Below are 15,852 nucleotides of genomic sequence, written 5' to 3'. Positions count from 1 at the left end.
AAGCTTTCCCCTTATTTTCTTCTGCTAGATGATGGATGATACCAATGGATTCGGGTTCCTGTTCAAAAATCCATCGCCTTCATAATAAATTTCCGTTTGATCTGTAATATGGGAGTCCGATGGGGCCATCAATATTTTTAATCATGTAAAAAACGAGCTCTTTTTTTAGAGATTGCTAAGCCTAATGTGTAGTTCATCCTGTTACAGCAACGTCTGTTTATGCCAAACCTCAAATACGTTGTCCCTCCTAAACTATGTTGAACATCTTCACTCCTATATCGTTAGTACGACTTTATCATCACTGGCCTAATCTAACTTTACCCATTCTGTACAAAAAAATAAAATCCTCTAGTAATTCTTCGATTCCAACCATGAACATTTTTCATGACCTGGGTAGCTCCAGGGAAAGTCACACTGTGACGGTAAAAGAACATAATATAGGAATAATGGTTTATTTTGAAAGTGTTTTATTGAATCGGATTGATGAACATTTGTAAAAAATAGGTTAAATGTTTTATAAGGTTCGCCGATAATATTGTTGGGATGAGAGTTAAGGCTCATCTGATTGGGTGGATGATAGGATAAAAGATTCATATGTTGAAGTTTACTTGAACATCGTATATTTAAAAATATTTCAGCGTATAAAGGAAGGGTTAAAATGTTTAATGGAAAATTAAGCGGTATGATACTTACATTGGTATTCATGGTCAATTTCACTTTTTTACCTGGCTTAAAGGCCGAGGCAGCAGATCCTGTGCATACTGTAACCTCTGGCGAAACGGTTGAATCGATTGCCAAGACATATGAGATATCGGCTGAGCAATTAATGAAAACGAATGGTTTACCGGACGATAAGTTATTTGCGGGACAAAGGTTGACAATCATTCAAACGGCGTATACTCCTTCCATCTATCAATGGTCGGAGAGAGGAAAAAAAATTGCAAACTATGCGAAATCCTTTATAGGGTTTAAAAAGACAGCTGGAGAGGAGACGCCTGAAAAAGGATTTGATTCGAGCGGATTGATTCATTGGGTGCTTTCCCGGCAAAATGTGCCGGTCGACCGTTTGACAGTAGATGGTTTTTATAAGCAAGGGATGGATACAGCCACTCCGAAAATGGGGGATATTATATTCTTTCTGGAAAAAGACAGCTTAAAAGTCGTGACTGCGGGTATTTATGTCGGCAAAAACCAATTTGTCAATTCTGGATACGGTGCAGAAACGGTTCAGGTGAGATCCACTACAGAAGATTACTTTGCAAAATTCCAAGTGGCTTACAAAACATATACGCCTAAAGGAGAGCATATCGTCCAAACGGGAGAAACGCTTAAAAGTATATCGGAGAATTACAGCATTTCCATGAGTACGATCAAGAGTCGTAACGCTTTAACTACGGATGAGTTGATGCAAGGGCAGTATCTTCAACTATACAGCAACCCGTTATATCCGTTTTATGTAAACCAGGAGGCTGCATATGATAAAGCATATGATGTCATCAAGTATGCATACACTCTACGCGGATTCAACTATGTTTTCGGTGGAGAAGATCCGATGATCGGAATGGATTGCAGCGGATTCATTTATTGGGTCATGAAGGAACAGGGCCTTTCAGTAAAACGGGGTTCTGCAGCAGATTACTTCTCATTGCTGCCCAAAATCGAAAATCCAAAGGCAGGGGATTTAGTGTTTTTTAGGGACACAGGAACAAGGCTGGGTGTGACCCACGTAGGTATTTATCTAGGTGATGGCCGTTTTCTCCATACAACGGAAAACACGGGCGTTCATATCTCCAATCTTTCGTCAGATTATTTTGCCGAGAAATTCGAAAGCTTCGGTCAAGTTGAAAGCCTTATGGACTAAGAAGGCCATTCAATCTGTTTATATTCAAGAGTCGCTTTTTCAATGGCAGTAACGAACTGTTTAAAAAGATCACAGTGATTTACCCTGTTTTTACTGGTAAAGTCATCACCTTTGAAAAAGCTTTTTCTAAGCTTAGTGGAAAGTTCCAATTGCACGCCTGCACCCGTTTTGGATTTGTTGGTGATGTTGTTTACTTTCATCCCTGAAAGGTGCTGCGGTGCATGTTCAGTTTGAAATCCAGCTTGGTTGAGGCATTGCTGAATAAGGTTCTTATATGGTTTGTTCCTTCCGCCAATGTAAACCAGCGCATTATGTACGTCGTAGTGGCCATGAATGGAAAGGGTGGTTTGTGCGTTCGCTGCCATTGAAACGCCGACCGGTTCATTGAACAAGTGGGATGTTATATGGAGGACCTGGTTGCCTCTTGGTTTAAGACCTTCGAATAGATAGGTGCTTGCACAAAGTCTCTCTCCAAGTGCGGCTGCAATATCGCTAGTTCCTGGTTCGATGTTCCCGCCATGTATGGCTAGAACTGCAATATCAGGATTCCTGTGATGAACGATGATGCGGTAATCGAGGTCTTCTTGTTCATTTTGCTCTAGTTCAATAAAATCAGTATAGTTATTTTCCTTCATGGTTAGCCTCCGTATCTGTACTGGTTTTAATCTTTCGCCCTTTGACGGCAAAAATAAAAAAAGCGGGGATGCCCCGGCTTTTTTCATTTTTCGACAGTCGTATATTGTTCTATCTTTTTTTGCTCGTCGGGTGTTAACGTTTCTGTCCGTTTAAACGTATTCATTGTCACAAGCAGGGCAGCTATTATAAAAACGGGTATGACCCAGCTTGTTATTTTTTTTACGATATTCATATTCTAAGTCCCCTTATACATCGCTAAAATTCATGTGATATTTAGAAAAGGAGGAGCTAGATTGCTCGTTTATTGCTGAGCTTTCCAGCTTCCATTTCTTCGTTTATCCCCAGCTCCGGATATTTGTCCATTTTTCTCGTTTTTAACGAGTGCTTGAACCCCGCCATAATACATGGGGGAAATCTTCTGAATGACTTCATATCCTGAATCTTCCAAGTCGGATATTGTTTCATCCGAAAGCTTGGCTTCTGTATAAATCTTCTTTCCATCAAAGACGAACCGATTACGGTCGACGATATCCTGAAATGTGCCTTCATTTTCTGTATAAGAATAAAGAACCTGCATCAATACTTGCGGAATCCTATCACCGCCTGGTGAGCCGATCCCAATCGATTCCCGCCCAGGTTTCTTGAGAATGGTCGGAGCGGTGAAAGTTCTTGACCGTTTATATGCCTCTTGAGAGTTCAAGCCGGACCTGAAATTTTTCAATTGATCATTAAGGAAAAATCCATTCGTATAATCCCCAGATCCGAAAAAGTTACTGAGCGTATTTGTTGTGGAAACGACAGTGCCATTCTTGTCCATTATCACAAAGTGTGTCGTACTTTCATGTTCTTCGGAACCATTCGATTCTTTATCTTCCCATTTTTCACTTTTGATCTTATTTTTAAGATTATCCAAGTGAATGGGGGAGAGTAATTTTTCCGCCTTGGAGTGACTAATTCCATCTCCAACATGGGCGGACCGATCTTGATAAGCAGTATCGGTGATGCCCCCCAAGACTTTCATATAAGCTGATTTACTTGAAGAATCACCTAGGTTCATTTCCTCGGCTAGCTTTAACATTTCAAGAACTGTAATTCCTGAAAAGGGCGGAGGGGCGGTAAAAACATCATAACCGGCAAATGCTCCTTGGACCGGCTTCCGTTCTTTCACCTCATAGCGCTTTAAATCCATCAAGTCGATATCTGATTCTCTTTTAATATCCCGCGCAATTTCCCCTTTATAAAAACCATCAGGACCTTCCTGCTGAATCTCCTTCAATGTATCGGCAAGTCTTTCTTGGACGAGGGTTTTGCCTGGTTTAATGGCATCACCATCAGGATAAAAAAGTGAAGTCGCATCGGAAGATATCCTTGGCTGAGCCGCTTCTAATCGTGATGATAACGATTCGTCGACTTCAAATCCGTCTTCAGCCAAATCTATCGCCGGCTGAAGAAGATCTGCCATTGGAACGCTCCCATACTTATCACTTATAACCTGCATGCCGGCCACTAAGCCAGGAATCCCTGTATCGTGTCTTGAACTTGGGTCTTCCGGAGAGGATTCACGATAATCGATAAATTCGGGATCGCCGGATTCCGGGGCAATCAGCATACCGCCGCCGCCACCCACGCCAGATCCATAAGGTTCAACTACACCTAATACATACGATACCGCAATGGCGGCATCAGCCGCCGTTCCGCCATTTTCCAATATATCCATACCGACATCTATTGCGATTGGGTTTGAAGAACTGACCCCATATGATTGTTCCGTTTTACTCTTTATCGGATCATTCGTGTCAGAAATAGGGGGTGTCTTCGAACATCCAGCAATATATATGAGCAAGCTTAGGGATATGAGCACTTTTCCCGTCATACGGTTAATCATCGGTTGTTCCCCCTTTTCGTTGAGCTTCTAAGTTGTGTGTCTTCATTCTTCAAATAGTAGTGACAAAGCGTTCCTTATTGAATGGGTTGCATTTCCTGTTGTTTAGCTTGTACGGCCTTTTTCTCTTGTGCTGCTTTTTTCTCCAGTGCAGCTTTCTTTTCCATTGCTGCCTTTTCCTCTTGTTCACGTTGTGCCTTATGGTCGATTACCTTCTTGTGATCCAAGGTAATCTCGATGCGATCCTCTTTTTTCGACCACTGGACTTTTTCTCTCGTTTCCTTCGTCAACTGTCGGTAAACACGTGATTTGTCAATTGAAGAGGTAGCTGGCCTTGGTGTTGCTTCTTCAATTTGCAGTGGTACGACATCGATTGTAGCTTTTCCGTCTACCGCTAAATGGTATTGAACCATAGCTGAATCCTTTGTGCGTGTCCAGCCTTGATCGAATATGAAATTTCCTAAGCTATAGAAAATGATTCCATCTTTATAAACATCAAACGATTGAAGCACATGGGGGTGATGGCCGATGATGATGTCAGCCCCCGCATCGATGATAGCTTTAGCCAAGTCTTTTTGACGAGCGGTTGTTGATGTTGAATACTCTTGTCCCCAGTGCATATTCACCACAACCAAGTCTGCGTTGCCTTGCTTGGCATTCCTTGCTTTGCCGATCATTTCAAATAATATATCAGGGTTGGAGTTCAATAGTCCGGCTTTATCATTTTTTGACACGGCATCCTTACCGTAAATATCTGTGAAGCCAAGTGTTGCGACACGTACGCCATTAACATCCGCATAGTCGATGCTGTTTTTTGCTTCGGCAGTGTTTGATCCAACACCGACATAGTGCATATCCGCACTTTTGAATTCATCAATCGTGTCAAGAAGTCCTTGTTCTTCATAGTCCATCATATGGTTATTGGCTAAAGACACCACAGAGAAGCCAGCATCTTTAACGGCTTCCACACCACTAGTATTCGAGTTTAATCGGATGGGCGTATCTGCTTCCTTGTAGTTAGATACCTCTTCTTTTAAAGCGGTATGTTCATAATTCCCACTGACATAATCTGAATTGGCGAAATATGGCTTCATATACCGGAAGAGGTATTCATACCCGTGCCTTTCCGTAACTTCTTCAACATAACGTCCCATCATCACATCACCGACCATTGTCATTGTCAATGGTTGATCGGATTTTGGAGCGGTTGTTTTTACTTCCTCAGCCCGTCCCATCCAAGTGGTAATGACTAATGCGATTAGTAATATAGGTAGTATGATTCCAGTGTATTTAAGATTCTTTTTCTTCGTGCGTTTAATAAAGATAAGTGTTTTTTCTTTTGCATTTAAAGTCCGTTTCATTTTTTGCACCTCAGAATAGGTAGTACACGTTCATTAAACCGAAAGTTAAGCCGGATAATAAAAGCGTGCTGCCAAGTGTCAATGGCATTCCTTGTCTTTGTATGGTATTCGCTATCAATCCAGGTACGATTATACCGATTCCCCGAAACTCGAATATTTCAAATGGCATGACGGGGTAGACTAAGTCCAATAGTAGTTTCAAGCAAATCCCGGTCACCATCATGGCGGCGAATTTTCTTCTTCCATATAAAATCACCCATCTTGAAAGGCCGTGAGTGACGATTAAATAAGTTACCACACTAATGATCAATATGGTCAGCATGATTTCCCATTGATCAAATACTAATGCCAAATAACCTGGCACGATAAGTCCTGCGGGTACGACACCCGTCTTTTCTGAAAATATAAGGCTAAGCGTTACTCCAAGTACTAGGGCTACATATAAATCCGATCCAAACATTAAGGTTCCTCCTACTTAACTTGCTTTTTGCTTTGTTTTAGATTTCATGAATGCTTCAATTAATGGTTCCGCTGCACCGTGAATATTCCCGACACCGTAGACGATGCGATTTTTCATCAATGGGCGGAGACGGGCCACGATTTCTTCAGTTGACCAGTTTTCTAAATCCCAATATTCTTTAGTATCCAATTTCCCTTGCTCGAATACCCTTGTAATCGGTGATGTGGTTTCACCAATGGCAATGACGATTTCAGATTTTATGTAAGGTAATACATCTCTAGCAAACTGCTCAGTACGGTCCACACGATCGGCACGGCAATTCATGATGACGATAGGAGGTTCTGTGCTGTATCCGAACGTATTGACACGTTCCCATATGTTCAGCGTAGATGACGCGTCATTTGCAGCAAAGCCATTGACAAAGAAAGTTGGCTGGATGGGATCTCCGAATTTGGTGATCCGCATGGCACCTGGATCGGGATGCGCATTCAACATGCCGCGAAAAGCCGTTTTTTCATCAATGCCCAAAGCTTCAGCAACGGCCAAGGCCAGTGATGCATTATCAGGAAATACCATATAGTCGAATTCACGCAGGAATTCTTCCGAAATTCTGGAATTGTCTGCAACGATCACTTTTGTGTTGCGTTCTTTGGCAATTTGCTTGAAAAAGTCCAAATATTCACTTTCGATGGTTATTAAGTGACCATTATGGGGAATGGTAGCAGTGAAGGCTTCAGCAACCTCATCCAAAGTCGGTCCCATGACATCCATATGGTCCTCCAATACATTCACGATGACCCCAATGTTTGCCTGGATCATTTTGTTTTGGAAGATTAGTTGATAGTCAGGCTGTACGGCCATGCATTCACAAACCAGTGCTTCTGTGCCTAAGTCGGCAACTTCTTTAACTACACGCCGTTGTTCTCCTATATTGGGTCCTTCCGGGCGGCGTACAATCGGTTTTTCCTTGTCGGTAAACCAATAGATCATTCTTGCTGACGTTCCGGTTGTTTTACCTACTGTTTTGTATTTAGCTTCCTGGATCACACCTGTAATTAGACGCGTTACAGTGGATTTCCCTCGAATCCCATTCACATTCACACGTACCGGGATGGAGTCGAGACGCTTCTGATGGCGTTTTTGTTCAAAAATGCCATAACCAAGCAAAAAGATCGCACAAATAAATATTGGTGCCATTTTTTAACCTCTCTTTTTTTCAAATATTTGAATTACTGAATACACACTACATGATTTTAAACTTAATAGGCAAGAGTCAATTATTCTATCGTAATATAGTTATTATCAGCTTTTTCAAATAAATGTATATTGGAGTGTAATAGTATCTAATGGGATAAATTGTTTTATGAGTACAAAGATATGGCTGGAAATCAAGAGAATCCTCGGTTTATTTACACTAAATTATGGGAAGTTTAATAAAAACCCATTTTGGTCAGAATCAAAATAGATTCATGAGCATTTGAACCTAATTCATAATGGCTATATTTAAATAATAATTATTTTTGAAAAGTGAGGTTTATTACAGTTTGTTAATTGTTTATACCCATTGTTTGACATAAACGTAATAATTTTTATGCATTTGTCATTCAATGTGAAATATTGCATCTAACGACTCAATTAGTTGAACTCTTTTGAATATGGATAAAGATGAGTAAAAGCACACATCTCTTTTTTTTAATGTTTTTCGGTTTTTCTCTTCGGAAATACCCATGGGCCTATAATTGAACTTTTACCTAAAACATGAAATAAACTAAAGTTAACCCATTTTTTTAAAAAAATACCTAGTTTCTTCTATAGATATAGTGTTTATAGAAGAATGAAAAATAAAAAAAGCTCAGAAGTATTTCTGAGCTTTCGGCTTATATATTGTAAATGAATGGAATGGTCACGGATCTCCGTTCATCCTGGAGATTTAACGTTTGTGGGTCTTGAGCTACAGCATGCGTAGCTTATTATGGAAGGAATCAGATTAACTGGATTTCTTTCTGTCAGAAATCTCAAGGTTGGAGCCCTTTTTACCGCCATCAATCACATAAAGTCTAGGAGCTAATCTCCTTCTTTTTCCTTGATTGTCAGGATTCATCTTCATATAATTTTCGTATTCTTTGCGAAAGAACTCTTCGGTTTCCCGTTCCAGTGCTTTTCTTTCGTTAAAATCTGCGATGAATTTGAAAAAACGTTTCATATGAATTCCTCCTTATGGGGTTAAAAGGTCTTGGTTTAATAGTAACATATCATTAGTTGATTTTAACCTTTTTTTACAAATTTGGAATGGAAATCGTGTTTTTTTGAGAATAAAGTTGTGAATGGTTTGATTCAAGAGAAAGCATGCAATGGATCCTTACTGAGTATAAGTGCCCGTGCATGGTGTTGAAAGGAAATTTCGGGATTTGCAGTAGCAGGTATTGGAAGCAATGATTATTTAAGTTAAAATATTCCTTTAATTAATTATACACTAAATATTCTGAAAACAAAGGAAAATATCCACTTCCAGCCGCTTCTGATAGATTTGTTTTTTAATGGTTTATTATTGTGTATAGTTATTTATTCCCCGAATAAACGAAAATGAAACAACATTATAATGGAAGGGAAAAAGCAATTTCCCGCATTCGGGAAATTGCTAGTGTCATAATTGGAACTTCTTAACCTGTTCAGTGAGCAGTTCTGCCGAGGATGCAATTTCACTGGCATGATTCGTGATTTCATCCATCGAAGAGCTGGATTGCTGAGCGGAGGCGGAGACTTGTTCGATTCCTGCCGCGGACTCTTCAGAAACGGCTGCGATATCTTCGATAGCCTGATTGATTTTTTGGCTATTTGTGGAGATATAGTTCAATTCGTCTGTTATATGCTGTATTTTCATTTCCATATTCCCGACAGAATGATTAATTGTTTCAAAGGTTCGGCCTGTGAGCGTAATTTGTTTTGTGCCTTCATCCACTTGTGTGTAACCATCTTCCAGGGAGTGGACGACCGTTTTTGAACCTGTTTGAATGGCGGAGACAATATTGGTGATATCCCCAACGGAGTGTGTGACCTCTTCAGCGAGTTTCCGCACTTCATCGGCGACGACGGCAAAGCCCCTGCCATGTTCACCAGCACGAGCAGCTTCTATGGCTGCATTCAGCGCCAATAGATTGGTTTGATTGGATATATCCTTGATGACCTGCACAAGCTGCGAAATTTGCTGTGATTGAGAATCGAGCCCTTTCACTTGCTCTACGGCGTTTTTGACAATCCCATCAATACTTTGCATCTGTTGGACCGAACTGCGCATTAAAGTGGTGCCCTCCTTGGTCAAGGAAAGGATTTCGGTTGAACTGTTAGCTACATCCACCCCTTCTAGGTGGGCAAGCTTAATCCTGCCGGTGAAATCATCCATGATGCGAACCATTTCAGATGCCCGGTTGGCTTGTGACTCCGAACCTTCCGAAAGTTCATACATCGTAGTCGCTATCTGTTTGCTGCCCTGCTGCACTTCATTTGCTGATTGAGTCAGATCTTCAATTTGGTTGGAAACGGATTGCGAAACACTGAGCATTTTATCGATCGTATCACGAAGGTCTTTCTGCATTTGATTGGCGGATACCGTTAGTTCGCCCATTTCATCATTTGACTTTTGCTCCAGGGGCTCATGATTCAGCTCTCCTGCAGCCACCATTTTCATCCTATCCCTGATTTTAAGGAGGGGGGTGGTAATGAGGTTGGCTGTAACAACCGCAAGGACAAGGCCAATAAGGACTGCCGCAATGGATATGAAGATACTTGTCGTCTTAACCGATTTCCCGCTGGCGATGACGGTTTCACCTGAAGCGACAATCAATTCCTCGCGTTCCGAAGCAAGCTGCTTGAAACCCTCCATTACTTCATTGCTGATTGGCGCCACTTCATTTTTGAGTATCTCTTTAGCGCGTTCTTCATTTCCTTTTTCATATTGTGTAAATACCCGATCTACAATCATCGTCCTCCAATCCACGCTTTTCTCGATCAATTCCTTCGCTTTATCAGAATCGCTTAAGGCTAGGAGTTCCTCCTGGATGACCTGGCTTTCTTCAGTATATTGTAAGAACCCTTCTTTATAACTCTCGTCACCATAAAGAATATAGGCCCGGGCGTATGCGGTTCTTTGTGCTAGATTGTATAGGAGCTTTTCGTCTTGGATAAGAAGCGGAAGTTCCTTTTCGATGATATCCTGGGAATAAACCAGTGACTTGTTGCTGCTATAAATGTTGAATGCTCCTAAGATGACACATAAAGATATGATGAGTGAAAATGCCACCAATACCTTTGCTTTAATGCTTTTCAAATTATTGGACCCCTTTATCGATATTTTATTCACACTGTTTTATCGGATAAATAAAAGGATATTTAAGCAATGAAAAGTTAACCAAATTTTCCATCAGGTCTAATGTTCTCTTAATATAAACATCTTGATTTCTTATCGTTTTCAAGTTACTATTGACTTGGAAAAATATAATATTCCGCGTTAAGGCGGAAGAGGTTCTAGCTACCCTCTCAAAAAAACTAAGGAGAAACAGTGCTCTATTCTTAGGGTGCTGTTTTTTTCCGTAAAAAGGAGTTTTATAGAAATGAAGAAGAAAGAAAAGGCAGTGGTTGTGTTTAGTGGAGGTCAGGACAGTACGACGTGCCTGTTCTGGGCGATGGAGAGATTTGAGGAAGTGGAAGCGGTGACGTTCGATTATAATCAGCGGCATAGCTTGGAAATCGAATGTGCTCAAAACATTGCCAAGGAATTGGGCGTGAACCATCATATCCTTGACATGTCGCTGCTGAACCAACTGGCACCAAATGCGCTGACGAGAAGTGATATTGCGGTGACGGACGGAGAAGAAGGGGAATTGCCGTCGACGTTCGTACCAGGGAGGAATTTGCTGTTCCTTTCGTTTGCCGGAGTGCTGGCGAGTCAGATTGGCGCTAAACATATTGTCACCGGTGTCTGTGAAACGGATTTCAGCGGATATCCGGACTGCCGCGATGTATTCATTAAATCATTGAATGTGACCTTGAACTTGTCGATGGACCAGTCATTCGTGATTGATACGCCGCTAATGTGGCTTAATAAAGAGGAAACATGGGAGCTAGCGGATCAGCTAGGCGCGTTCGACTTTGTCCGCGAAAAGACCCTGACTTGCTATAACGGAATCATCTCCGACGGCTGTGGAGATTGTCCGGCATGTAATCTGCGGAAAAAAGGACTGGATGACTATGTAAGCAGACGGAAGGTGCTTTCATGATGTACGGTTTTACGATAGTGGATAAACTCCAAAAAATAGATGAAGATATTCAGCGCAGCCAATTGAAGTATACAAACAAGAGGGTTCTCGTGAGTAAGGAATTCACCTTTGATGCGGCACACCATCTGCATGATTATGAAGGGAAATGCAAGAACCTGCATGGCCACACGTATAAGGTCATTTTCGGATTAAGCGGGTATACAGATTCACGAGGGTTGATGATAGATTTTGGGGACATCAAGGATATATGGAAAAATGAAATTGAAATCCACCTGGATCACCGTTATTTGAATGAAACCCTGCCGCTCATGAATACAACAGCTGAAAATATGGTTGTCTGGATTTATGAAAAAATGGCCGAATCCCTTTCATTAAAAGAATATGAGGGTGCTAGAGTCGAATTTGTTCGACTGTACGAAACGCCGACAAGCTATGCCGAAGCCAGAAGGGAGTGGATGGAAAGTGAGTAAACTCCCTGTTATGGAAATCTTCGGGCCGACCATCCAAGGAGAGGGAATGGTCATTGGCCAAAAAACCATGTTCGTTCGGACGGCCGGCTGCGATTATTCGTGTGCCTGGTGTGATTCCGCATTTACTTGGGATGGCACCGGTAAGGAAGATACCGTCCAGATGACTGCTAGAGAAATATGGGATGAGCTGAAGCGTATTGGGGGTTCTGGTTTTTCCTTCGTGACGATATCAGGAGGAAACCCGGCTCTGCTGAAAAACCTAAACGGCTTGATAGCGATCTTACATGAAAATAAAATGAAAATAGGTGTCGAAACCCAAGGGAGCAGATGGCAGGATTGGTTTCTCGATATTGATGAACTGACTATTTCACCTAAGCCGCCGAGCTCTGGAATGAACACGGACTTTACGGTGCTCGACCAAATCATCTCGAACCTTGCCAATCGAAATCCTGAAAACCATGTCTCATTGAAGATCGTCGTCTTTAACGAGGAAGATTATCAATATGCCAAACATGTACATGGGCGTTACCCGGATATTCCTTTTTATCTGCAGGTCGGCAATGACGACAGCCGGACGGCGGATGATCGTCAATTGATCAGCGGCCTATTGAAGAAGTACGAAGAGTTAATTGATAAAGTGATAGTAGATGATGAATTGAATGATGTGAAAGTCCTGCCCCAGCTGCATACCTATATATGGGGAAACAAGCGGGGCGTGTAAAGTAAAGGCAGTGTGATGTTTAATCACACTGCCTTTTAAGCTTATTACAACCTTTGCATATGTGTAGCTTTGAAGGATGATGTGTATTTAAGGCCATATCCAAATAAGCGATCCATTCCTATATGCGCTGTCCAAATTAAACCAATCAGCATCAATGCATCCGACTTTAGGAAAATGGATAGCAAAATCGTGAAGTTGGACAGGATATAAGTATGAAATAAGTTATAAACCCTTGCTCCAATCCGATCATTGATCAGATAGGCCAGCATGGAAACATCAGGCGATAAAATCAATAGAAGGAAAATCCACCAGCTGAATTCATATAACGAATAGATGTAAATCACCGCTAAAAAGACCATGAGCCCTTCAATATGAAGGTATTTCTTTACCATATTAAAACCTCCAAAGTTTATTTGACCAATGGTCAATAATATTCAAAAAAATTATATGATGTTCCTGATGATATTTTTTACATGAAAATAAGCTAAACCTTTTACATCTTGATATGATAGTTCAGAATTAATATAAAAAGTTATGAATCCGTGAAGAGAAAGAAAAATCGACCAAATGGATGCAGGATTTAGCTTGTTGTCCGTTAGGTCCGTCAGGGACTGGATTAGCCTTTCGTATGTTTTATTAGAATCAAATTGGAGTAACTGCTGAATTTCTTTTTCCTTCGATAAAAACATGATGGAATAATGATTCTGTTGGGTTAAACCGAACTCCAAGAAGCACAATAAAATCTTTTCCATTTTTATAGAAGGGTCATTTTCCGACATGATGATATCATCGATTAAATTATTTAAAACGGAAAAATCCGTTTTTACCAAACTGTAAAATATTTCCGCCTTATTTTTAAAATGATAATAAATGGCTCCATGGCTGCAATCCAATGATTTAGCCAATTGCCTCATTGAGACATTGGAATACCCTAACGTTGCGAAAAGGTTTCTAGCTTCATTCAACACCATTTCCCTGGATAATTCTTTACCTGCCGATTTCCTTGGCGACATCTTGACACCTCCTTTTATTGACCACTGGTTAATTAGGATGTTAGCTCACTGATTTCCAAATGTCAAATATTAGATCGAATGATAAATTCCTAAACTTTACCATTTTGTGAAGCGGAATTCCATCAGTGTTGCAAAGGGGAGGATTGAGGACATTGCAGCGTTTGACTTATTTTGTACCGTTAATACCCTTATATGGTATTATAAGGGTATTATTAGAGCGTTGAGGGGATGAATAAATGAAAAAGAAATTCGGTATTTTTGCTTCAATTACCATAGTCCTGACCGGCTATTTTTTATTCACTAAACCGTATAAAGATAAAAAGAAACCTGTAGAAGACTTTTTTAAAGTGTATCCACGAGATCAGGTAATAATAAATGAAATGATGATCATAGAGGGAGTTGATGAGGACAATCCGGGTGATATCGATTTGAATGATGAAGAGGAATTGGAAAAATTGGTAAAAAAGCAATATGAGCAAAATCAAAAGGGGGAAATAATTTTTACAGAAAAAAATCAGTGAAATCACCTACCTGTAATGAGTAACTAATGGGGGAGGCGGCAGTTATTGATAGTTTTGGATAGTATCTATGGGGAACACATTGTAGAGGGAGTTCTGGAAGAGCTGATAGTAAGCAAACCGGTCCAAAGATTGAAGGGGATACATCAAGGCGGGGCAAGTTATTTAGTTAATGAGAAGTGGGATGTCACACGATTTGACCATTCAATTGGTGTGATGCTTTTAATAAAAGAGCTTGGTGGGTCATTGGAAGAACAAATCGCGGGCTTGCTGCATGACGTATCCCACACTGCATTCTCACATGTAATTGATTTCGTTCTGGATTGTAAGGATGAAGATTATCATGAAAAAATATATGAACAAGTCATTATGGAATCCGAAATCCCCTTAATACTGAAGAGGTATGGATATGAATGTGAAGATGTTTTTCAATCAAAATGGGAATTGCTTGAACAGCCAGCACCTGAGTTATGTGCCGATCGGGTAGATTATACTCTCCGGGATATGTATCAATATGGACATATCACACTGGAATCCGTTCATGACTTTCTAAACCATGTAATCATAATAAATGGAAGGATGTATCTGGATAATATTGAATCGGCTGAATGGTTTGTGAAAACGTATTATAGCGAAGTTATTGATTTTTTCATGGAACCGCTTAATATATATGGCTATGGAATTTTGGCAAAGACCTTAAAATTGGCTTTGGCTAAAAAACTGATCAGCCTTGATGACTTACTTGGTACAGATGAGGAAGTCATGTCCTTGTTAAGCTTGACTGAAGACCATGAAGTGCAAAATCTGTTAAAACGGATCCATGGTAACGTAAAGGTGAAAAAAAATCAAGTGGACTACGATTTTTATCTGAAAAATAAAGTGCGGCTCATTGATCCTTCCGTTATTCAAGGAACCCAATTAATAAGAGCATCCAGTTTATCAGACAAAGTCAAGAAAATGGGAATTGAAGCCTACAAAAAAGCTTCAAAGGGCATGTATCTAAAAGTGATTTCCGATTGAATTTCGTGTCAAACCATACGGAAAGTCAAAAACTCAAGGGTGTTATTCATCCTTGAGTTTTTTTCCGGAAACATGTAAGTCTCCTCCCGTTTAAAAATTAGTTGATTTAGACAATCGACATCCAGGAAGGAGCTTGATTAACGGATGCCTTATACATCTGAACCAGCATCCTTTAATAATTAAAAAACTAATGATGCTCTCAAAGTATTAACGCCATTTTCCAAATAACCCTTTAAACAGGTTAATGTATAAACCCAACCTTCCTTTTGTCCGATCATTTTGTTTATTATTTCAGGGTCTTCTTCACTCAAACCTGATTCGTTTACTTCAATAATTGTACTCGTATTATCCAACTCTTTTAGTGTAATGGTAACAACCGTTTCTTGATCATTTCCGCCCCACGCAAACACGATTTTCCTATTTTCCTCGACTTCCATTACATTAATAATCACTTCAGCATCGTATTCGTTGTATCTCAATGCAGGCGTCCGGCCTTGTTCCCATCTTTCCGAACTCGATGAGAACCAGAAATTCCCGATTTTTTCAGGATTCACTATGGCTTCAAACACTTCATTAGCTGGCTTGATTATCTTAAATTTCGTAATTATTTGGGTATCCATACTAAATCAACTCTCTT

Annotated in this window: 17 protein-coding genes, 1 pseudogene and 1 riboswitch; of the genes and pseudogenes, 6 read left to right on the top strand and 12 right to left on the bottom strand. The window is 40.4% G+C overall.

Features of this window, described 5'->3' with window-relative positions:
• The first annotated feature begins 658 nt into the window (after window positions 1-658).
• Complete coding sequence (locus tag OSJ91_RS21135; RefSeq protein ID WP_350299817.1) at window positions 659-1,861, top strand: C40 family peptidase; 1,203 nt, start codon at window positions 659-661, stop codon at window positions 1,859-1,861.
• Here the strand turns inward: OSJ91_RS21135 and OSJ91_RS21130 are convergent.
• From OSJ91_RS21130 to OSJ91_RS21090, 9 genes and pseudogenes are all read right to left on the bottom strand, one after another.
• A complete protein-coding gene (locus OSJ91_RS21130) occupies window positions 1,858-2,496 on the bottom strand; it encodes a poly-gamma-glutamate hydrolase family protein (protein WP_485890362.1) in 639 nt (212 codons plus the stop codon). The two genes, OSJ91_RS21135 and OSJ91_RS21130, sit on opposite strands and share 4 nt — an antisense overlap.
• Before the next feature lie 83 nt (window positions 2,497-2,579).
• The gene (locus tag OSJ91_RS21125; protein WP_157831026.1) at window positions 2,580-2,729 is read right to left on the bottom strand and encodes a CapE family protein; all 150 of its coding nucleotides are present in this window, start codon (window positions 2,727-2,729) and stop codon (window positions 2,580-2,582) included.
• Window positions 2,730-2,798: 69 nt separating this feature from the next.
• Window positions 2,799-4,382 carry a gamma-glutamyltransferase family protein gene (locus OSJ91_RS21120; RefSeq protein WP_485890361.1) on the bottom strand — a complete coding sequence of 528 codons (1,584 nt, stop codon included), beginning with the start codon at window positions 4,380-4,382 and terminating at the stop codon, window positions 2,799-2,801.
• A 74-nt stretch (window positions 4,383-4,456) separates the two neighbouring features.
• Entirely contained in the window at window positions 4,457-5,740 is a 1,284-nt protein-coding gene (locus OSJ91_RS21115) for a CapA family protein (protein ID WP_485890360.1), read from the bottom strand.
• 10 nt (window positions 5,741-5,750) lie between these two features.
• Complete coding sequence (pgsC, locus tag OSJ91_RS21110) at window positions 5,751-6,200, bottom strand: poly-gamma-glutamate biosynthesis protein PgsC (protein WP_048687555.1); 450 nt, start codon at window positions 6,198-6,200, stop codon at window positions 5,751-5,753.
• Between the two features lie 15 nt (window positions 6,201-6,215).
• Window positions 6,216-7,397 carry a poly-gamma-glutamate synthase PgsB gene (gene pgsB / locus OSJ91_RS21105; RefSeq protein ID WP_048687556.1) on the bottom strand — a complete coding sequence of 394 codons (1,182 nt, stop codon included), beginning with the start codon at window positions 7,395-7,397 and terminating at the stop codon, window positions 6,216-6,218.
• Between the two features lie 790 nt (window positions 7,398-8,187).
• Window positions 8,188-8,403, bottom strand: a complete 216-nt coding sequence (locus tag OSJ91_RS21100) for a hypothetical protein (RefSeq protein WP_214770800.1) — start codon at window positions 8,401-8,403, stop codon at window positions 8,188-8,190.
• Between the two features lie 441 nt (window positions 8,404-8,844).
• Window positions 8,845-9,663, bottom strand: a complete 819-nt coding sequence (locus OSJ91_RS21095) for a methyl-accepting chemotaxis protein (RefSeq protein ID WP_485891927.1) — start codon at window positions 9,661-9,663, stop codon at window positions 8,845-8,847.
• A 120-nt stretch (window positions 9,664-9,783) separates the two neighbouring features.
• Window positions 9,784-10,080, bottom strand: a pseudogene (locus OSJ91_RS21090) (HAMP domain-containing protein); the annotation flags it as partial.
• Between the two features lie 629 nt (window positions 10,081-10,709).
• Window positions 10,710-10,752: riboswitch (PreQ1 riboswitch) on the top strand.
• A gap of 55 nt (window positions 10,753-10,807) precedes the next feature.
• On the opposite strand from OSJ91_RS21090, the gene queC reads away from it, so the two are divergent.
• Genes queC through queE form a run of 3 tightly spaced genes read left to right on the top strand, consistent with a single transcriptional unit; the run spans window position 10,808 to window position 12,664 of the window.
• A complete protein-coding gene (gene queC, locus OSJ91_RS21085) occupies window positions 10,808-11,473 on the top strand; it encodes a 7-cyano-7-deazaguanine synthase QueC (RefSeq protein ID WP_350302923.1) in 666 nt (221 codons plus the stop codon).
• Window positions 11,473-11,943, top strand: a complete 471-nt coding sequence (queD, locus tag OSJ91_RS21080; RefSeq protein WP_101223055.1) for a 6-carboxytetrahydropterin synthase QueD — start codon at window positions 11,473-11,475, stop codon at window positions 11,941-11,943. The genes queC and queD overlap by 1 nt, the downstream gene beginning before the upstream one ends.
• Window positions 11,936-12,664 (top strand): 7-carboxy-7-deazaguanine synthase QueE, encoded by a 729-nt coding sequence (gene queE / locus OSJ91_RS21075; protein ID WP_350299812.1) that lies wholly within the window; start codon window positions 11,936-11,938, stop codon window positions 12,662-12,664. The genes queD and queE overlap by 8 nt, the downstream gene beginning before the upstream one ends.
• Window positions 12,665-12,708: 44 nt before the next feature.
• On the opposite strand, the gene OSJ91_RS21070 is transcribed toward queE, so the two are convergent.
• Together OSJ91_RS21070 and OSJ91_RS21065 are read right to left on the bottom strand one after the other, a co-directional pair.
• The gene (locus tag OSJ91_RS21070) at window positions 12,709-13,056 is read right to left on the bottom strand and encodes a DUF4260 domain-containing protein (RefSeq protein WP_485890359.1); all 348 of its coding nucleotides are present in this window, start codon (window positions 13,054-13,056) and stop codon (window positions 12,709-12,711) included.
• Between the two features lie 51 nt (window positions 13,057-13,107).
• Entirely contained in the window at window positions 13,108-13,677 is a 570-nt protein-coding gene (locus OSJ91_RS21065) for a TetR/AcrR family transcriptional regulator (protein ID WP_485890358.1), read from the bottom strand.
• 236 nt (window positions 13,678-13,913) lie between these two features.
• Here OSJ91_RS21065 and OSJ91_RS21060 point away from each other — a divergent pair, with 236 nt between their 5' ends.
• Together OSJ91_RS21060 and OSJ91_RS21055 are read left to right on the top strand one after the other, a co-directional pair.
• Complete coding sequence (locus tag OSJ91_RS21060) at window positions 13,914-14,198, top strand: hypothetical protein (RefSeq protein WP_350299809.1); 285 nt, start codon at window positions 13,914-13,916, stop codon at window positions 14,196-14,198.
• Window positions 14,199-14,243: 45 nt separating this feature from the next.
• Window positions 14,244-15,215: an HD domain-containing protein gene (locus tag OSJ91_RS21055; RefSeq protein ID WP_350299808.1), complete on the top strand. Its 972-nt coding sequence runs from the start codon at window positions 14,244-14,246 to the stop codon at window positions 15,213-15,215.
• Window positions 15,216-15,394: 179 nt separating this feature from the next.
• On the opposite strand, the gene OSJ91_RS21050 is transcribed toward OSJ91_RS21055, so the two are convergent.
• Window positions 15,395-15,835, bottom strand: a complete 441-nt coding sequence (locus OSJ91_RS21050) for an SRPBCC family protein (RefSeq protein ID WP_485890357.1) — start codon at window positions 15,833-15,835, stop codon at window positions 15,395-15,397.
• Window positions 15,836-15,852 lie beyond the last annotated feature (17 nt).

It is taken from the genome of Bacillus sp. T-10(2022), assembly GCF_056502895.1.
Note: the sequence above shows the minus strand (reverse complement) of the source record. Positions and strands in the feature narration are given on the sequence as shown.